This window comes from Ochrobactrum sp. AN78 (assembly GCF_029909885.1).
In the GTDB taxonomy this organism is placed as follows: Bacteria; Pseudomonadota; Alphaproteobacteria; order Rhizobiales; family Rhizobiaceae; genus Brucella; species Brucella quorumnocens.
In genome coordinates this window covers 1-18,664 of sequence record NZ_JASAMU010000019.1, presented here as the reverse complement: position 1 = coordinate 18,664, position 18,664 = coordinate 1, and the positions used below count along the sequence as shown (strand labels likewise).

Sequence of the window (18,664 nt, the reverse complement as noted above, 5' to 3'; positions counted from 1 at the left end):
GCCAAATGGGAGCCTGAAACTATAAAGGAGGGTGCTCTATGGCCCAGGTTAATCTCCCCAGCATTACATCCGGTGACGGTGGTCTTACCCGCTATCTTGAAGAAATTCGTCGTTTCCCAATGCTTCAGCCGCAGGAAGAATACATGCTGGCTAAGCGTTATCATGAACATACTGATGCGAAAGCAGCTCATAAGCTGGTGACCAGCCATCTTCGCCTGGTTGCGAAGATTGCAATGGGCTATCGCGGCTATGGCCTGCCGATCGGTGAAGTTATCTCCGAAGGCAATGTCGGCCTGATGCAGGCAGTCAAGCGCTTTGAACCAGAACGCGGCTTCCGTCTTGCTACTTATGCAATGTGGTGGATCAAGGCGTCGATCCAGGAATATATCCTGCGCTCGTGGAGCCTTGTGAAGATGGGCACGACTGCCAATCAAAAGCGTCTGTTCTTCAATCTGCGCAAGATGAAGAGCAAAATTCAGGCGCTTGATGACGGCGATCTCAACCCGGATCAGGTCAAGCAGATTGCGACCAAGCTGCAAGTCAGCGAAGAAGAAGTCGTTTCCATGAACCGTCGTCTGTCCGGCGATGCTTCGCTCAATGCGCCTCTGCGCGCGAGTGAAGGGGAATCGGGCGAATGGCAGGATTGGCTGGTCGATGACAGCAGCAGCCAGGAACAGGTTCTGATTGAACAGGACGAGCTGGAAAGCCGCCGTTCGCTGCTCGAACAGGCCATGGACACGCTTAACGACCGCGAACGTCGCATTTTTCAGGCTCGTCGCCTTTCAGAAGACCCAATGACCCTGGAAGACCTTTCCGGTGAGTTTGGCATCAGCCGCGAACGCGTGCGTCAGATTGAAGTGCGCGCCTTTGAAAAAGTACAGGCCGCCGTCAAGGCCGCAGCTTTCAAACAGCAGAAGGCGTTGAATCATGTCGAGGAAGCTCACGCCTAAAATTCTTCTGTCTTTGAAACCAATGTCTGCCGCAAATGGATCCCTCCATTTTGCGGCAGTTTGTTTTTGAAATGCTTGACCAAATTGACAAGCGGATTTTCGGGTAAAATCGAAATGCGCTGTTCGCTACTCGTCGAGTGGTGACGCACTGTCACGCAACCGATAAAAATCCGTCAAATAACTGTGACGCAATGGCTTTAGGCAACAGGTGTATTTCACCGAAGCCTAAAGGTCATCCCATGAAAAAGCTCCTGCTCGCTGCAGCTCTCGCTCTCACCGCTGCGACCGCCGTATCTGCGTCTGAATATGTCTCTTATCTCGACTATCCTCAGAAAGAACAGGACGGGAAAGAGTTCTTCACTGCCATCGAAATTCCTCAGGGCAGCTTCACCAAATATGAAATTGACGACAAGACCGGTCACATCGTTGTTGATCGTTATCAGTCGATGCCTGTGATCTATCCGGCCAATTACGGTTCGATCACCAGCACGCTCGCTGGCGATGGTGATCCGCTTGATGCCCTCGTCTACACCCGTGAACCTATCGTTCCAGGCGCAATTATCAAGGTCCGCCCAATCGGCGTTCTGAAGATGATCGACGGTGGCGAAACCGACGATAAGATCGTGGCTGTTCCAACCTCCAAAATCGATCCAACCTACGACAACATCAAGGAGCTCTCGGATCTGCCAAAGATTGAGCAACAGCGCCTTGAAGCATTCTTCCGCGTTTACAAGCAGCTCCCAGAAGGCCGTAAAGTTGTAGAACTGGGTGGTTTTGACAGTGCTGAAACTGCAGCAAACGAAGTAGCCAAGGCAATCAAGGCTTTCGCAGAAAAGAAATAATCGTATTGGTTTCAATAAAAAAGGCCGCTTTACAGCGGCCTTTTATGATTCTCTGTTCTGCGTTTTAGTTCACGCCGAGAACGTCATTAAAGACCTTCTCGCCGGGAACTCCTTTTTCAAGACTGATCAGCGCACGGCGACCATTGCGGTAGGAAACCGGAATGTCGATCCACTGCAGACGACGCATCAGCGAAAGATTGGTATCTTGCGCGGTCTTTGCATCATTAAGCCAGATGATGAAGAAATTATCCGCGATCTTGGACGGTACAGCAATCAACGGGTTGCCCGCTGCCTGCTCGGTATCCTTGAACGTAATACGCTGAACATTATCGACGACACCGCCAACGAAATTATCAGGCACGGTGAAGACCATTTCAATCAGATGGCTGGCAGGAATCGACTGATCCGTATTCTTGCGGATCGTCATCTTCAGCTCAACCTTGCTGTCAGGCATCGTCACGCTTGCACGAATAGCTGGCGCTGCCGGTTCGCCCTCACTTGGGCTTTCTTCAATCTCGGACCAGACGACGTTGCCACGCTCAACCGATCCGGTTTCCGTACCGCCGCGCTCTTCATAGAGAAGCGCCTGCTGGCCAACGGCTACGGCCTGCTGAGACTGCGGCTGATTCTGGGTGTTGGTCTGCTCAGGCGTTGGTGTCGAAGCGGCTGTTGATTTGCCTTCGCCAACGCCAGCCTGACCACCCGCCGGGCCTTCATCGGTCTCACTGCCATCTGGCATGAGACGCTGCGTCATCTTCTGTTCTTCAGGTGTTGCTGGCGTCTGTTCGCTCGGCGGCTGCTCATTACCGGCGGTCTGTCCGGCTGGCGGCGTCTCTTCTGCAGGTGGTTGCGTTGTACCCGTATCACCGCTGGCAGGCGCATCGCTGCGGCCAAGGCTTGATGCCAGTTCCTGCAGCTTGTCCTTGTTTGCCCAAACGCCATAACCCACGCCACCAAGAGCGAGGACGGCAATAAGGCCGATGATCAAACCCTTGAACGAGCGCTTTTCTTTCCGAACGTCCTGATCTGCATATTCCCCGCGGCGGGCATACGCCTTGTCATCAGAACCGTCCCTATCGCGCTCAACGGCCCAGTCATCATTGCTACGAGAATGAACCGGCGCGGCAGCAGCATCACTATCGACATCGCCGTCGGAATAACGACGCTCGGTCGAAACCGGAGCTTCATCATCATAGGACGACATTCGTGTCGAACGGGTTGATTCGTGCAGAAAGTCTTCCAGCGGATCCGTCTGCGGTTCTTCAACCACAGGCGTCGATGCCGGCGGGGCGTAAAAAGCTTCAACTTCTTCAATAGCGTCTTCGAGAATCTTGCGCTGGCGGACAGCCACAACTTGCGAGGCATTCGCAGTCACAAGCTTCTGTTCAATCGTCGCACGCGCCTTTGCATAGACACGCTGGCGCAGTTCAGGCGATTTGTCTGCCTGCGCATCGATTGTCTTTTTCAGAACCGCTACAAAATCCGCCATGCCGTTTTACCCAGTTTCCGCGAGTTCGAAATGCAGTAAATGTCTCAATAATCACAATAATCGATGGAAAGCAAAGGTTGCGGCAACGATTAAGTGAACGCTTTCAAAATGATCGCGAAAAAACCTTAAAAAAATACCCGGTCCGCCATGATGACAAACCGGGTGTATTATTTTTGCAGAACCGAAGTTCAGATCAATCAATCCTGGAATGGATCGGTTACGAGGATCGTGTCTTCACGTTCAGGGCTCGTCGAAAGCATTGCAACCGGAGCACCGATCAGCTCTTCGATGTGGCGAACATATTTGACAGCCTGTGCCGGAAGATCATTCCACGAACGCGCACCAGCTGTCGTTTCCGACCAGCCCGGCAGCGTTTCATAGATCGGCTTCACGCGAGCCTGCGCACCCATTGAGGATGGGAGATAGTCGATGCGCTTGCCATCAAGCTCATAGGCCACGCAAATCTTGATTTCTTCAAGACCGTCGAGAACGTCGAGCTTGGTCAGTGCAATACCGGTAATGCCGGACGTGCGAACCGTCTGGCGAACGATAACCGCATCGAACCAGCCGCAACGACGCTTACGACCCGTCACCACACCAAATTCATGGCCCTTGGTGCCAAGGAATTCGCCGATTTCATCGTTGAGTTCGGTCGGGAACGGACCTTCGCCAACACGAGTGGTGTACGCCTTGGTAATGCCGAGAACATAACCGATTGCTGTCGGACCAAGACCCGAACCGGCAGCTGCCTGACCGGCAACCGTATTGGACGAGGTGACGAACGGATAGGTGCCGTGGTCGTTATCGAGCAATGCACCCTGTGCACCTTCGAAAAGAATGCGAGCGCCAGCCTTACGGCGTTCATCGAGAACGCGCCAGACCTGATCAATGTAAGGCAGGATCTTGTCGGCAACCGAAGTCAGCTCTTCAAGAATGGTCTTAACCGAGATTTCTTCAAGACCCATGCCGCGACGCAGCAGGTTGTGATGGGTGAGCAGACGCTCAACCTTTGGCTCCAGTGTTTCCGGCTCAGTCAGGTCGATAACGCGGATTGCACGACGGCCAACCTTGTCTTCGTAAGCAGGACCAATACCTCGCTTGGTCGTGCCGATCTTGAGGCCTTCAGCAGCGCCTTCGCGCATAGCGTCAAGTTCGCGATGAATGGAGAGAATCAGCGGAGCGTTTTCCGCAATGCGCAGCACGTCCGGCGTGATTTCGATGCCCTGACCGCGCAGTTTCTCAACTTCCATGACAAAATGATGCGGATCAACCACAACACCGTTGCCGATCACGCTCAGCTTGCCGCGCACAAGGCCGGATGGCAGAAGCGAAAGCTTGTAGCTGACGCCATCGATGACAAGCGTATGACCCGCGTTATGACCGCCCTGATAGCGCACAATCACATCGGCGCGCTCGGACAACCAGTCCACGATCTTTCCCTTGCCCTCATCGCCCCATTGCGACCCGACGACAACTACATTCGCCATTGAGAAAACTCCTCGGTCCGGCATTTCAGCCGTAATGTATAGCCCAAGGATCGCAAGCAAGCCCCGTCAATGAAACGCGAGGTGCTGATCCCTCGTCTCTATACCGACTGAATCCTGCTTACGCGACTCTTTCATGCAGGAAATGCGAATATTTTCACGACAACTTGGAAAAACAGCTTTCAAAACGGGGAAAAACATGGCGAACCGGTGTCGAGAATATGGCTATTCTGTGGTAAAACGCTCTTCTAGCCAGCGCGAACCATGTAGAGCGCCTCATCCGAATAGCCTTGCAGCTTTTCCTCGAGTGCAGGCACATCACGAATGACAAAGCCCTTTTTCTCCCAGAAGCCCTGAGACCCATTAACGGCAACAAGTGCCATGGTAACGAAACCATCACGTTCGGCCTGCGCTGCCATAAGCTCGACAACACGCGATGCCTGCCCGCCAGAACGGACTTCAGGCAGAAGTGCAATATCGTGAATATAATACGTGCTGATGTCATTGGGCAGTTCGCCCAGCACCGAATTAAGGGCGGGGACCGAATCAAGTTTCCACGGATGGCTGATACCATAACCGAGAATTTCAGTGCCGCGTGCCAGTACAAAGCAACCAGCCGGATAAATGCTGAAGCGGTCCCGGAAGACCGCCTCATCCTCGAAGAAGTCGGGATGAACGACATTGGCCACAGCCGTCACACGCGCCATATCTGGCGCTTGCATGCGTCGCCATTCTGCCTGTTCAATCCCGTCCGTCATGTTGCTCAAGCTTCCTCGATGTTGAATTCCAAAGGTCTTGCCGCCTTGATTGCCTCTTGTGCAATGAGTTCGTCAAGTGCTGCCTGTGGAATCCTGTCATCGACATAGAGCATCGCGATCGCATCGCCGCCCGGATGATTACGTCCGAGAGCGAAGTTTGCGATGTTGATATTGTGCTTGCCGCAGATCGTACCAAGCAGACCGATCATGCCCGGAATGTCGACATTCGTCACATAAAGCATGTGTGGACCGACTTCGGCATCAAGGTTGATTCCCTTGATCTGAATGAAGCGCGCCTTGCCATCAGAGAAGCAGGTTCCGGCAATCGAGCGTTCACGTTCGGTCGTCTTCACGGTCAGCTTGATATAGCCGTCGAAGATACCTGACTTGTCGCGTTTGATCTCGGAAACGATGATTCCACGTTCCTTCACCATGATCGGTGCCGAAACCATATTCACATCAGCCACCTGCGGTCGGATCAGACCTGCGAGAGCCGCACTCACCAGAGCGCGGGTGTTCATGCCAGCGGTCGAGCCGTCAAAAAGCACTTCGACTTCCTGAATAGGCTCGTCTGTTACCTGACCAACGAAGGCGCCCAGAACTTCTGCAAGCTTGACGAAGGGCTTGAGACGCGGTGCTTCTTCTGCCGTGATCGAGGGCATGTTGATGGCATTTGATACCGCCCCCTTGACGAGGTAATCCGACATCTGCTCGGCGACCTGCAAAGCCACATTTTCCTGTGCTTCTGAAGTCGAAGCGCCAAGATGCGGGGTGCAAACGACGTTTGGCAGATTGAACAGCTCGTTTTCAGTTGCCGGTTCAGTCTCGAACACGTCGATCCCAGCGCCTGCCACATGCCCCGATTTAAGCGCTTCGACCAGATCTTTTTCAACGATCAGACCACCGCGAGCGCAGTTGACGATACGGACACCCGGCTTGGTCTTTGCAAGGGCGTCTGCATTGATGATGCCACGTGTCTTGTCGGTCAGTGGTGTATGCAGCGTGATGAAATCGGCGCGTGCCAGAAGTTCATCCAGCTCCACCTTTTCCACGCCGAGTTCCTGTGCGCGCGATTCGGAGAGAAATGGATCAAACGCCACGACATGCATCTTGAGACCGATGCCGCGTGTGGCAACAACCGCGCCGATATTGCCGCAGCCGATAACACCAAGCGTTTTGCCAGTGATTTCGACGCCCATGAAGCGGTTCTTTTCCCACTTGCCGGCGCGGGTTGAAACGTCAGCTTCAGGAAGCTGACGAGCAACAGCAAACATCAGTGCAATTGCATGTTCTGCAGTGGTGATCGAATTGCCGAAAGGCGTGTTCATCACAATGATACCGCGACGCGACGCGGCCGGAATATCAACATTGTCGACGCCGATACCAGCACGTCCGACAACCTTGAGGTTGGTGGCGGCTGCGATCAGCTTTTCGGTGACTTTGGTGGCCGAACGAATCGCCAGACCATCATATTGGCCAATGACTTCAAGGAGCTTTTCCTTGTCCTTGCCAAGATCGGGCAGATAATCAACTTCAACGCCGCGATCTTTGAAAATCTGGACGGCGGTCGGCGACAATTTATCGGATACGAGAACGCGAGGTGCCATGGAAGGCCTCCTTCAAGTAATCTTTAATCGAGCATGTCCAGCAAAAGCTATGAACCGGCTTGGGTTTGGACCATGCGTCGAAACGAATGGAATGCTGATCGTGATCGCCCCAACGCGACCACGAATTCATGCACTTCCCCGGATTAAGCAGCAGCTTTCAGCGCGGCTTTCTGTAAGCCGAAAGCCCAATCAAGCCATGCTGTCAGTGCTTTGAGATCGGAAGTTTCAACCGTAGCACCGGCCCAGATGCGCAAGCCCGACGGTGCATCGCGATAGGCACCGATATCGAAGGCAACGCCCTCTTTTTCCAACGCCGAAACAATGCCCTTAGCAAAAGCCGCCTGCTGATCCGCCGAAAGTGCAGTCACTTCCGGGTCAACGATCGTCAGGCAGACAGAGGTATTGGATCGCGTTTCAGGCTCTTGCGCCAGATTCGCAATCCATGGCGTCTTTTCAACAAAAGCATCGAGAACTGCGAAGTTCGCATCGGCGCGCCCAACCAGACCGTCAAGACCGCCAACAGAGCGCGCCCAGCTCAGTGCGTCGAGATAATCTTCAACGCAAAGCATGGAAGGCGTGTTGATCGTTTCGCCGACAAAAATGCCCTCGATCAGCTTGCCGCCTGAAGTGAGGCGGAAAATCTTTGGCAGCGGCCATGCTGGCTTGTAGCTTTCCAGACGTGCAACAGCGCGTGGGGAAAGAATGAGAATGCCGTGTGCGCCCTCGCCGCCCAGCACTTTCTGCCATGAGAAAGTGACGACATCGAGCTTTGCAAAATCAAGACGCTGCGCGAAAGCAGCCGATGTTGCATCGCAAATGGTCAGACCCTTACGATTTGCTGGAATGAAATCAGCATTTGGTACGCGAACGCCAGAAGTCGTGCCATTCCAAGTGAAAACCACATCGCGGTCGAAATCGACTTCAGCGAAATCGACCAGCGCGCCATAAGGCGCAACAAAGGTGCGCGTGTCTTCGAGCTTGAGCTGCTTGATCACATCGGTGACCCAGCCCGAACCGAAGCTCTCCCATGCAACCATATCCACGCCGCGCTCACCGAGCAGCGACCACAGCGCCATTTCAACAGCACCCGTATCGGATGCAGGCACAATGCCGATGCGGTAATCAGCGGGAACGCCGAGAATTTCACGGGTAAGGTCGATGGCTTCTTTCAGCTTGTTCTTGCCGATTTTCGCGCGGTGCGAACGGCCAAGCGGCGCATCGGCAAGCGCTTGAAGCGACCAACCAGGGCGTTTTGCACAGGGACCAGATGAAAAATTAGGGTTAGCCGGGCGAACTGCCGGCTTCGCAATCGTCGTCATTTTTGTTTCCTATCCTCACAGATAGCACGCGCCTCGTTGGGGAGGCGTGGCCCGCTGATGAAAATACCGGAAAGCAAAATTTTCACAATATGGCGTGAAAGTTATTTTTGCAGAACCTGCCGAGATTGGTCCCGGCGAGTTTGGATGCCTAAAAAGCATGTCGAGCTCAAATGGATTCATTTGAGCTCCCGCGAACATGCGACAATTGAAAGAATCTAGAGCGAGCGCCATGGGTGCGATCAAGCGCGACACGCTCTAGTAGTCATTTAGATTCCGAAAACCTGTTCCCAATTTTGGGAGACATGCTCTGGGATTACTTCTTGGATGGTTCATCTTGCATGCGCGCATAATAGCTTGCGATGAGCGCACCAGAAACATTGTGCCACACACTGAAAACGGCACTCGGAACAGCCGCCAGAGGCGAAAAATGCGCGTTCGCAAGTGCCGCACCCAAACCACTGTTCTGCATGCCGACCTCGATGCTGATCGCCTTGCGTTTAGCAAGCGAAAGACCAGCAGCTCGTGCCGCGAAATAGCCCAACAGCAATCCAAATCCGTTATGCAGCACGACAACCGCGAAGATCAATGCGCCGGACTGGGCAATCGCGACCTTGTTGACCGCAACCACAGCAGCGACAATCAAAACAATGCCGATGACAGACACCAGCGGCAGCATTGGAACTGCTGCCTTCACAAGACCTGGCATCAGCTTTTGCAGAATGAAGCCAAGCGCAAGCGGCACGAGGATAACCTTGAGGATGCTGACAAACATGCTCATCGCATCGACGGGAAGGTACTGACTGGCAAAAAACCAGACGAGAAACGGCGTGACAATCGGTGCAAGCAAGGTTGTGACGCTGGTGCAAGCAACACTGAGCGCAACATCGCCTTTGCTGAGATAGGTCATCACATTGCTTGCAGTGCCACCCGGACAACAGCCAACAAGAATTACGCCTGCAGCAACTTCCGGTGACATCGGGATAATGCGCGTCAGCAAAACGGCAAGGAGCGGCATAATCAGGAACTGGGCAAGGACACCGATAAGCACGTCAAACGGCCGTTTGGCAACTTCCGCGAAATCCTTGGTCGAAATCGTAAGGCCCATGCCAAACATGATGACGCCGAGCAACACGACGATCCACGGCGCAAACACGCTGAACGTCGATGGTAGCAGGAAACCAAGTACGGCAAAGACGATAATCCAGACAGCAAAGGAACGTCCGACAAAATCGGACAACGCGACGAGGGCTTTCATTTCTCTCCCTTCAGACTGCGCGCAGTCTAACTTTTATTTTTGAGGCGACACTAGAGCGTGTCGCGTTTGATCGCACCCATGGTGCTCGCTCTAGATTCTTTTAATTGCCGCATGTTCGCGAACGTTAAACGAACCCATTTAACTGCAACATGCTTTAATTTCATGCGGCCTTGTATGCGCAAACCGAAATTTTAAAAACGGAAAATCGTAACAAAACTAACTTATGTGCCGTTTGGACAGGATTTTCGGAAACAAAAAGAAAAAGGCCCGGTTGCCCGAGCCTTTATTTCAATCAACGCGTTACGATTAGCCGCCGAACATATAGCGAAGGCCGACACGTACATCGTGGACATTCATGCCTTTGTCGTATCCATCGCCCACACCATACGCACCGTTAAACATCTTGCCACCATTGATATGGCGATAACGATAACCAGCATCGAGCTTGAGGTTCTGGGTCAGATCAACCGATGCACCGGCCATGAGAGCATAGGTGAAACGCCAGTTTGCATCGCCGGGCAATACGCCGTCATTCGTGGTATCAACAAGGTCGTTCCACTTCACGCGGGTGCCACCAATACCAGCACCGACATAAGGCGTCACGCCACCGAAATTGCCGAGATCAACATATGCGTTGGCCAGGAGTGACAAAGCAGACATTTGGCTTTCGTCGCGGTCGCTGGTGAACTTCGCACGCGTCATGTAGTCGAGCGTCAAATCCGTACGGAAGTAGTCGGTCACCTGATAGCCAACGCCACCGCCAAGCAGGAATGAGCCTTTCAGCTTGCCGCCATGGATCTGTGGATCGCCTTCACCGCAGGTATTGCACCCGCCTCCACCCGGCAGCGTATAACTCGCACCACGGAACTTTGCAGCCGAGTAGCCCACATCGCCACGCAGATACCAACCACCAACAGCTGGGGGAGCGACAACCACTTCTGGTACGGGTTCAATGTAGTCGGCTGCTACACCGAGAGAACCTGAAGCCAACAAAGCTGCCGATGCGGCCAAACCAGCACACAAATTTCTAATAAGATTGTTCATTTATCTGCCCCATCGATTTGTCACGCCGCAACCGCGTCGGAACCGAGTATTCAGGGGCAGACTATTCAGGAAAAGTTAAATACAACTTAACCTTGTTTTTTAACTACGTTTATTAAGCTTCCCTAAAGTATGCAGCAGGGCGTATCCGCAACAAAAAAGCGCGGAATTGCCGCGCTTTTTTGTTCTCATGCAATCGTGCTAATCAGGCAGCGGCACTTTCCGAAGAAATGACGCTGATAATATCATTAACAACCTTTTCGACGAGAACGCGATCATCTCCTTCGGCCATCACGCGGATAAGCGGTTCGGTTCCCGATGGACGAATGACAAGACGACCCTGAGCGCCAAGACGCTCAGTGGCTTCGTCAATCGCGCTCTTGACCTTCTTGTTCTCAAGCGGCTTGCCGCCAGTGGTGCGGACGTTTTTGAGAAGCTGTGGCACCGGTTCGAACTTGCGGCATAACTCGCTCAGCGGCTTGTTTTCTTCCTGCGCGACCGCAAGAATCTGCAGAGCCGAGACCAGGCCATCGCCGGTTGTCGCGAAATCCGACAGGACGATATGCCCTGACTGCTCGCCGCCCACATTGAACCCATGCTCACGCATATGTTCAACGACGTAACGGTCACCGACTTTGGTGCGGGCAAGCGTCATATTGTGGTCATGGAGGAAGCGTTCGAGACCTAGGTTGGACATGATGGTCGCGACAATACCGCCGCCTTGCAGACGGTCAGACCGAGCCCACGATTCGGCAATCACCGCTAGAAGCTGGTCGCCATCAATCACGGTTCCATTCTCATCGACGAGCAGAACGCGATCCGCATCGCCATCAAGTGCTATGCCGACATCGGCACGCACTTCATGCACCTTCTTCATCAAACCAATCGGATGGGTTGAACCACAATCCTCATTGATGTTGATGCCGTTCGGCTCATCATTGATCGTGATGACTTCTGCACCAAGCTCCCAAAGGGCAGCAGGCGCTACCTTATAGCCGGCACCATTGGCGCAATCGACAACGACGCGCAGACCGTTGAGCGATATATTGCGAGGCAACGTGCGCTTTGCAAACTCGATATAGCGATAAATATCGCCATCGACGCGCTTTGCCTTACCCACTTCGCCATGGGTCGCAAGATGAGCCGAGAGATCACTATCGATCAGGCTTTCAATCTGCAATTCGATCTCGTCAGAAAGCTTGAAGCCGTCGGGGCCAAAAAGCTTGATGCCATTGTCAAAGAACGGATTGTGCGAGGCAGAAATCATCACGCCGATATCGGCACGCAATGAACGGCACAACATGGCAACAGCCGGTGTCGGAATTGGTCCAAGCAGAAACACATCCATGCCAGCTGCGGTGAAACCGGCCACAAGAGCATTTTCCAGCATATAGCCGGAACGACGTGTATCCTTGCCGATCACAACGCGCGAGGCTTGGCCCCTACGACGGAAGATGTGCCCAACTGCCATACCAACTTTCATGGCAATATCAGGCGTCATCGGAAAGCTGTTGGCCTTGCCGCGAATGCCGTCGGTTCCAAAATACTTACGTGTCATATTTTTAGCCTTGCGTTGCGCCATAGAGCTATCTCGAAGCAATAAAATATCAGTCGCTGTTAAACCAGTGAGACGGCAATGGCATCCGGATTTTATTAGCCCGGCAATAGCCGACAATAGATTGTCTGCGTTATTAGCGCAAAACCACCAGTCATTGCAATTTCACCTTTCGGGGAAATAAATCGCATCAAAGCCGCATGCCTCACCATTGTGCTTATGATGCGCCGAAATCCTTAACCGAGCCTTTCTGATAAATCAGCTGCCAAAGCAGAAAAGCCGGGCTGACTGCCCGGCTTTTCCTAGGTTTAACAACGGTTACTGCGGCTGCGGATTTGGTTCGATGCCAGGCTCGCTGCCTGGTTCTTCACCCTTGCGCTTGCGCGCACTGCCAGCTTTCGGCACACCCGAACCACGCGACGGCGTATCGCTACCCTGATCGCGCGATGGCTTATTGCCAGCGATCAGTTGCTTGATTTCATCGCCGCTCAGCGTTTCATATTCAAGCAGACCTTCAGCCAGAGCAATCCAATCCTCACGCTTTTCAGTCAGAATGCGGGTTGCATCGGCATAGGCTTCGTCGATCAGGCGACGCACTTCGGCATCAATGATCTGCGCGGTTTCTTCCGAAACATTCTGCGTGCGCGAAACCGAATGGCCAAGGAAGACTTCTTCCTGATTATCGCCATAAGCCACGCGACCGAGCTTGTCGGAATAACCCCACTGAGTCACCATCGAACGAGCGAGCTTGGTGGCCTGCTGAATATCAGAGGAAGCACCAGAAGTGATGTTTTCCTTGCCGAACTTCAGCTCTTCAGCCACGCGGCCACCCATCATGATCGCCAGACGCGAAATCATCCACGTATAGGTCGCCGAATAACGATCACCCTCTGGCAACTGCATCACCATACCCAGCGCACGACCACGCGGAATGATGGTTGCCTTATGGACCGGGTCAGAACTCGGCACATTCATCGCTACGATGGCATGTCCGGCTTCGTGATAAGCCGTGTTGGCCTTTTCTTCCGGCGTCATGGCAGAGCGGCGTTCCGCACCCATCATGATCTTGTCCTTAGCGTCCTCAAACTCCTGCATGGTCACAAGGCGCTTGTTACGACGCGCTGCCATCAAAGCAGATTCGTTCACGAGGTTGGCAAGGTCTGCACCAGAGAAGCCCGGTGTGCCGCGTGCAATGATCTTGAGATCGACATTCGGTGCAAGCGGAACATTGCGCACATGCACTTTCAGGATCTGTTCGCGACCAACGATATCCGGGTTCGGAACCACGACCTGACGGTCGAAACGACCTGGACGAAGAAGCGCTGGATCAAGAACGTCGGGACGGTTTGTTGCAGCAATCAGAATGATTGATTCGTTTGCTTCAAAACCATCCATTTCGACCAGAAGCTGGTTCAGCGTCTGTTCGCGTTCGTCGTTGCCGCCACCAAGACCGGCACCACGATGACGACCGACGGCATCGATTTCGTCGATGAAGATGATGCAAGGTGCATTCTTCTTGGCCTGTTCGAACATGTCACGGACGCGGCTTGCACCAACACCAACGAACATTTCAACAAAGTCAGAACCGGAAATCGTGAAGAACGGCACATTGGCTTCGCCAGCAACGGAGCGCGCAAGAAGCGTCTTACCGGTTCCGGGAGGGCCTACGAGCAGAACGCCGCGTGGAATTTTACCCCCCAGACGCTGGAATTTCTGCGGATCACGCAGGAATTCAACGATTTCCTCCAGATCCTGCTTGGCTTCTTCAACGCCTGCAACATCCTGAAAAGTCACGCGTCCGTGCGCTTCGGTCAGAAGTTTGGCCTTAGACTTGCCAAAGCCCATCGCGCCGCGCGAGCCACCCTGCATCTGGCGCATGAAGAAAATCCACACACCCAGAATAAGGATCATTGGAAGCCAGGAAAGGAGAATACCCAAAAGCGAGCTGGAACCGTCGCTTTCAGGACGGGCTGTGATAGCCACACCCTTTTCTTCAAGACGGGAAACCAGTCCGGTATCACCCGGCGAATAGGTTTGGAAGGTCGAGCCGTTATCGGCAAACGTACCGCTAATCCGCTCACCAGTGATCGTTACCGACTTCACGCGCCCGTTGGAAACGTCGTCGATAAACTGGGAATAGGAAACTTCACGGGAATTGGTGCGCTGGCCAGGACTCTGGAACAGGTTGAACAGCGCGATCAAGAGCAGAGCAATGATCGCCCAAAGGGCGAAGTTGCGATAGTTCGGATTCATAACGGGTCCAATCGATACCACGGCCATCCCGCGAGAACGGGACGATGTTTCGACTTAACATAGGATCGAAGGAAGGCCTTGCCAAGGCGCGAGAGCCGCCTCGTCTTCGATTCTTGTCAATCTGGTTTATAAAAATTAGGACATTCACGGCCAAACCGCTTTTCAACGGCATTTGCCAGCTCAAAATCATAGCCCGGCAGCACATGATCGAAGATTGCGAAGTGTCTTTCGATACTGATTCCTGTAGGCAATTTTTGTCCAACCATGGCCGGAAGCTGCGAAAGTTTGCCGTCTTCATATACGGCGGGGAGCATCATCAGTGCTTCCCGTTGCGTCGAATCAACCTCCAACCCGGTGTTTTTTATAAAATCAATCAGCTCCTGCCGTTCAGGAGCGCAGATATCAAATGAAAGAACACCCTCATTGGTGAACCGATAACGCCCGTCCCAAATGATCCGCTGGCCGGGTTCAAGTCGCATAACGGGAAGATTGCGCCGTTCACGTCGGAAGCGATGTGGCTGTCCCTTCTTGCCTATTTCGATGAGCGCCCCGAAAACCGTCATGCGCCCGCTTTTTTCTTGCCCCGATAAAACTCTCTCGATGCGAGACCGCTCGGCATCACCGGGCAGAAAGCGCCGACCGCCTGCAATCGAGGCCAACAGGCCGGAAAACAGGCGCCGCACATTTTCCGGTAACGCCGCATAGATATTGGCGTTGACCGTAATCGCGCCAAGCGGGCTCATATTTACGCAATCAGGATTAGCCAGAGCCGCAATCAGAATCGCGTTATCACGTTTGCGCGCAGCACTCGCGAGCGCAATCTGCGCGAGAATCATATCTGGATCAGCCTCAGCTGCGGAGGTCAGTCGCACACGCGGGCGTTCGTAATTGGTGTTCACATTGCTTGGGTCATCGATCCAGACGACATTTCTTTTGGTCAGTTCCTGACGCAACTCGCTACGCGACTTGCCGAGCAGTGGCCTGATCAACTCGACAGAACTTTCCAGCCAGGACCGCGAAGCCATCGCTGCAAGCCCACGCGCTTCCGAATGAGCACTGCGTTCTTTCCGCATCAGGAATGTTTCGATCTGGTCGTCGCGTGTGTGTCCGGTAGCAATATAATCTGCACCTGCCTCTTGAGCGGCCTGCACCAGAAGTCGGTAGCGTGCAGAACGGGCAGCAGCAGCAACACCGCTTTTCGGCTTCACGTCTTCCCAAGCCAGCACTTGATGAATAACGCCATGCGCCTTGCAAAGACGTCCCACATCTTCGGCCTCTTTGGCCGATTCGTCGCGCAAACGATGATCAATGGTAACTGCAGTCAGCGACGGAGGATTATCCAGCGTCGTAAGATACTCTTTCAAAAGGAACAAAAGCGCCAGTGAATCGCTTCCGCCTGAAACGGCAGCCACAATTCCTTTGGCATTCTCAAGTCCGAAAGGTTTAAAAATTTCGATCGGGGAAAGCCCCACAAATGATCTCCGCAATCAGCATTTAATACGCGTGCGCTCATCCGTTACCCGCTTTAAAATTGCGGGCGCCGCATTCGGATAACGGTCAGGAACTTGTTTGAAAGTCGCACAAGCAACGTCATGATTGTCCATTTTTTCAAGCGTCATACCGAGCTTGAACATGTTTTCTGCTGCGCGCTTTGAATCAGGGTAATCGCGCTGCGTGTCGATGAAAACCGTTGCAGCTTCTGGAAAACGTGACTGACCATAAAGCGATTCACCAAGCCAATAGCGCGCCTCTGCAGTCGTCGGATCGGCGGGATAACGTTTGATATGCTCACGGAATCCAGTCTCCGCGGCTTTGTAATCGCCTGACATCAGATACTGATAAGCAGCCTGATAAAGCGAATTCGGATTGTCGTCGGTTGGAAGAGAAGCGACAGCTTCACCAGCAGGAAGTGCTGCACCCTGTTCTGCCGGGCGTGGCTCCACATTCATGGTTTCGCCGATTACATTGCCATTGTTGTCAAAGCGAATGGAGCCGAGCTCTCTCGGCGGCTCCCCACGCTGGGGCCCACCCTGTGGGGCAGCACCTGAACCAATAGCCATGGAATCGGCGCCCGCTGAATTGTTGGCCGCCGTTTGAGAAGAAGAACCATAATTACCGTCTTGCGCAATGCTTCCAGACCCCCCGTTATCGGGGGTTCCAGTAGGAGCAGCATTTGCCAGCGATGTATCATTGCCGTCATTTGGCGTGCCACCAGCATCCGCACGATCACCATTTTCCAATACCTGGAAGCGGCGTTCGTTTTCTTCCTGCATTTTCTGCATCTGATCCTGCAGTTCAAGGACCTGGAAATTCATGGCTTCAGCACGAGCACCAAGTGTGTCTGCAATTGCTGCTGGGTTCGCCATGCCCTGCGTGCAAAGATCGCTACCGGGTGGAGGTGTTACAGGCGCATTCTGGCCCGCACTTGCTTGTGCTGCGGCTCCGCCACCCTTTTTCTTTTCCAGCTCTTCGAAGCGGAATTCATTGTCGTCCTGCGTCTTCTGCAACTGCTCGTTCGTGAACGCTATCTGTGCGTCGACATCCTCCACCTTACCGGTGAGATTGCGGATCAACTCCTGTTGCAAACCCGGACTCTGATATCCGCCCTGCCCGCCCGCGGCGCCGCTGTCGCGCATGGCATCGTCAAGTATCGCAGTGGAACCGATACTGACATGGTTCTGCGCGCCACCCCGACCCTTTTCCAATGCCTGAAAACGGGTTTCGTTGTCGCGCTGGATTTTCAGCATCTTATCGCGAAGCTGCAGGATACGGGCATAGGACTGCGCATTCTGATGCGCGAGATTACAGACCTGCTGCGAAAACTGACCGCCGCCGGCATCACCCGCCTGCGCCAGCTGGATAACCCCTTGCTGCGAAGAAACAGATGCTGCCAGAACCGGAGCACTTGCCAAAAGCGGCAGCATGGCAATTGCCAGTGTCACTTTTCTCATTGGTTTCCTCATTCCCTTTTGCCCCTATCGCTCATGTGCCCTAAAATCTTGAACCGCAATAATCATGGCCATGTACAGGATGATCAGGCATCGTGCCTGAATATTATCTGAACACCCAATTTCTCACGGCTCTTCTCAGCTTTTAGAGAAAATCCATAAAAAGCAAAGATGCTTTCCCTATGACACTGGTGACTTCGGCCAAAATTTGTCGAAAGCACCAATAGTCGGGCTCTAAAGCAAAAAAAGCGGCCCAAAGGCCGCTTTTTCCGGATTAGGTTCATGCTACTTGCTGAAACTTAGCTGCCAGCACCGTTGAGAACGGTAACGGCACGGCGGTTCTGAGACCAGCACGAATTATTATCACAAACAGCGATTGGACGCTCGTTACCGTAGGAAACGGTGCGCATGCGGCTGGTTGGAACACCACGAGCTGAGAGGAAGTCGCGGGTTGCAGCTGCACGACGCTGGCCGAGCGCAAGGTTGTACTCACGTGTACCGCGTTCGTCTGCATGGCCTTCGACGGTGATCGAGTACTGCGGATAGCGCTGCAGCCACTGAGCCTGCTTCGACAGCGTCTGCTGTGCATCGGCGCGGATCAGCGAGGAATCGAGATCGAACAGAATACGGTCGCCGACATTCACGGTGAAGTCCTGCGACGAGCCGGGCGTTGCAGCGCCACCAGCCAAGCCAAGATCACCGGCATTGTTCGGAAGGTTCTTCTTGGACGCACAACCGGCAACGGCAAGCGTCATGAAAAGGGCAATAGCGATAGGGCTACGTGCAATCGACTGGAAACGGCGCATGGGCCGGAGCTCCTTAAGATTTGATGTTCCTGCGTAACCGACCAATAATCATATTTAGGTTAAGGCAGGCTCAAGAAGTATGGTTAACAATTTCTTTCGGCCAAATGCAAACCGGTTTTTTCCGGCAGCAATTCTGTTTTTAGCCAGTGATGGCTAAATGCGGCAGAAACACGGCTCGACGACATGGATTATGGCAAATTGCCATAAAAAAGGCGCGAAACCTGCGTTCCGCGCCTTCGAACTTCTTAAAATCACCGTACAGACTAGAGCGCCGTGCGCCCTCTTGGGCGCACAAAGGTCGCTCTAACACTCTATATTTACAGCATAATTTTACCTTAAACTGATTCAAGTTTAAGG

General features: G+C 53.4%; 14 protein-coding genes. 2 read left to right on the top strand and 12 right to left on the bottom strand.

Annotated elements, in window-relative coordinates:
• Window positions 1–38: 38 nt before the first annotated feature.
• Window positions 39–950, top strand: a complete 912-nt coding sequence (gene rpoH, locus QBD00_RS22500) for an RNA polymerase sigma factor RpoH (protein WP_095447310.1) — start codon at window positions 39–41, stop codon at window positions 948–950.
• Window positions 951–1,189: 239 nt separating this feature from the next.
• Entirely contained in the window at window positions 1,190–1,792 is a 603-nt protein-coding gene (locus QBD00_RS22495; protein ID WP_095447311.1) for an inorganic diphosphatase, read from the top strand.
• Between the two features lie 64 nt (window positions 1,793–1,856).
• Here QBD00_RS22495 and QBD00_RS22490 read toward each other — a convergent pair whose 3' ends face one another.
• The 12 genes from QBD00_RS22490 to pal form a co-directional block, all read right to left on the bottom strand.
• Window positions 1,857–3,281: a transcriptional regulator gene (locus tag QBD00_RS22490; protein WP_095447312.1), complete on the bottom strand. Its 1,425-nt coding sequence runs from the start codon at window positions 3,279–3,281 to the stop codon at window positions 1,857–1,859.
• 197 nt (window positions 3,282–3,478) lie between these two features.
• Window positions 3,479–4,768 (bottom strand): adenylosuccinate synthase, encoded by a 1,290-nt coding sequence (locus tag QBD00_RS22485; RefSeq protein ID WP_318580577.1) that lies wholly within the window; start codon window positions 4,766–4,768, stop codon window positions 3,479–3,481.
• Window positions 4,769–5,013: 245 nt separating this feature from the next.
• Window positions 5,014–5,523, bottom strand: coding sequence for a GNAT family N-acetyltransferase (locus QBD00_RS22480; protein WP_095447314.1), 510 nt, complete (start codon window positions 5,521–5,523; stop codon window positions 5,014–5,016).
• A gap of 5 nt (window positions 5,524–5,528) precedes the next feature.
• Complete coding sequence (gene serA, locus QBD00_RS22475; protein ID WP_191793449.1) at window positions 5,529–7,130, bottom strand: phosphoglycerate dehydrogenase; 1,602 nt, start codon at window positions 7,128–7,130, stop codon at window positions 5,529–5,531.
• 143 nt (window positions 7,131–7,273) lie between these two features.
• Window positions 7,274–8,449 carry a phosphoserine transaminase gene (locus tag QBD00_RS22470; RefSeq protein ID WP_318580576.1) on the bottom strand — a complete coding sequence of 392 codons (1,176 nt, stop codon included), beginning with the start codon at window positions 8,447–8,449 and terminating at the stop codon, window positions 7,274–7,276.
• 313 nt (window positions 8,450–8,762) lie between these two features.
• Window positions 8,763–9,704 (bottom strand): bile acid:sodium symporter family protein, encoded by a 942-nt coding sequence (locus QBD00_RS22465; protein ID WP_318580575.1) that lies wholly within the window; start codon window positions 9,702–9,704, stop codon window positions 8,763–8,765.
• A 306-nt stretch (window positions 9,705–10,010) separates the two neighbouring features.
• Window positions 10,011–10,748, bottom strand: coding sequence for an outer membrane protein (locus QBD00_RS22460; RefSeq protein ID WP_095447318.1), 738 nt, complete (start codon window positions 10,746–10,748; stop codon window positions 10,011–10,013).
• 202 nt (window positions 10,749–10,950) lie between these two features.
• The gene (glmM, locus tag QBD00_RS22455; RefSeq protein ID WP_191793448.1) at window positions 10,951–12,303 is read right to left on the bottom strand and encodes a phosphoglucosamine mutase; all 1,353 of its coding nucleotides are present in this window, start codon (window positions 12,301–12,303) and stop codon (window positions 10,951–10,953) included.
• 315 nt (window positions 12,304–12,618) lie between these two features.
• The gene (gene ftsH / locus QBD00_RS22450; protein ID WP_095447320.1) at window positions 12,619–14,553 is read right to left on the bottom strand and encodes an ATP-dependent zinc metalloprotease FtsH; all 1,935 of its coding nucleotides are present in this window, start codon (window positions 14,551–14,553) and stop codon (window positions 12,619–12,621) included.
• Between the two features lie 116 nt (window positions 14,554–14,669).
• Window positions 14,670–16,025, bottom strand: coding sequence for a tRNA lysidine(34) synthetase TilS (gene tilS / locus QBD00_RS22445; protein WP_318580574.1), 1,356 nt, complete (start codon window positions 16,023–16,025; stop codon window positions 14,670–14,672).
• Window positions 16,026–16,040: 15 nt separating this feature from the next.
• Window positions 16,041–17,516 carry a tol-pal system protein YbgF gene (gene ybgF / locus QBD00_RS22440; RefSeq protein WP_318580573.1) on the bottom strand — a complete coding sequence of 492 codons (1,476 nt, stop codon included), beginning with the start codon at window positions 17,514–17,516 and terminating at the stop codon, window positions 16,041–16,043.
• A 284-nt stretch (window positions 17,517–17,800) separates the two neighbouring features.
• A complete protein-coding gene (pal, locus tag QBD00_RS22435; RefSeq protein WP_094578174.1) occupies window positions 17,801–18,307 on the bottom strand; it encodes a peptidoglycan-associated lipoprotein Pal in 507 nt (168 codons plus the stop codon).
• Window positions 18,308–18,664 lie beyond the last annotated feature (357 nt).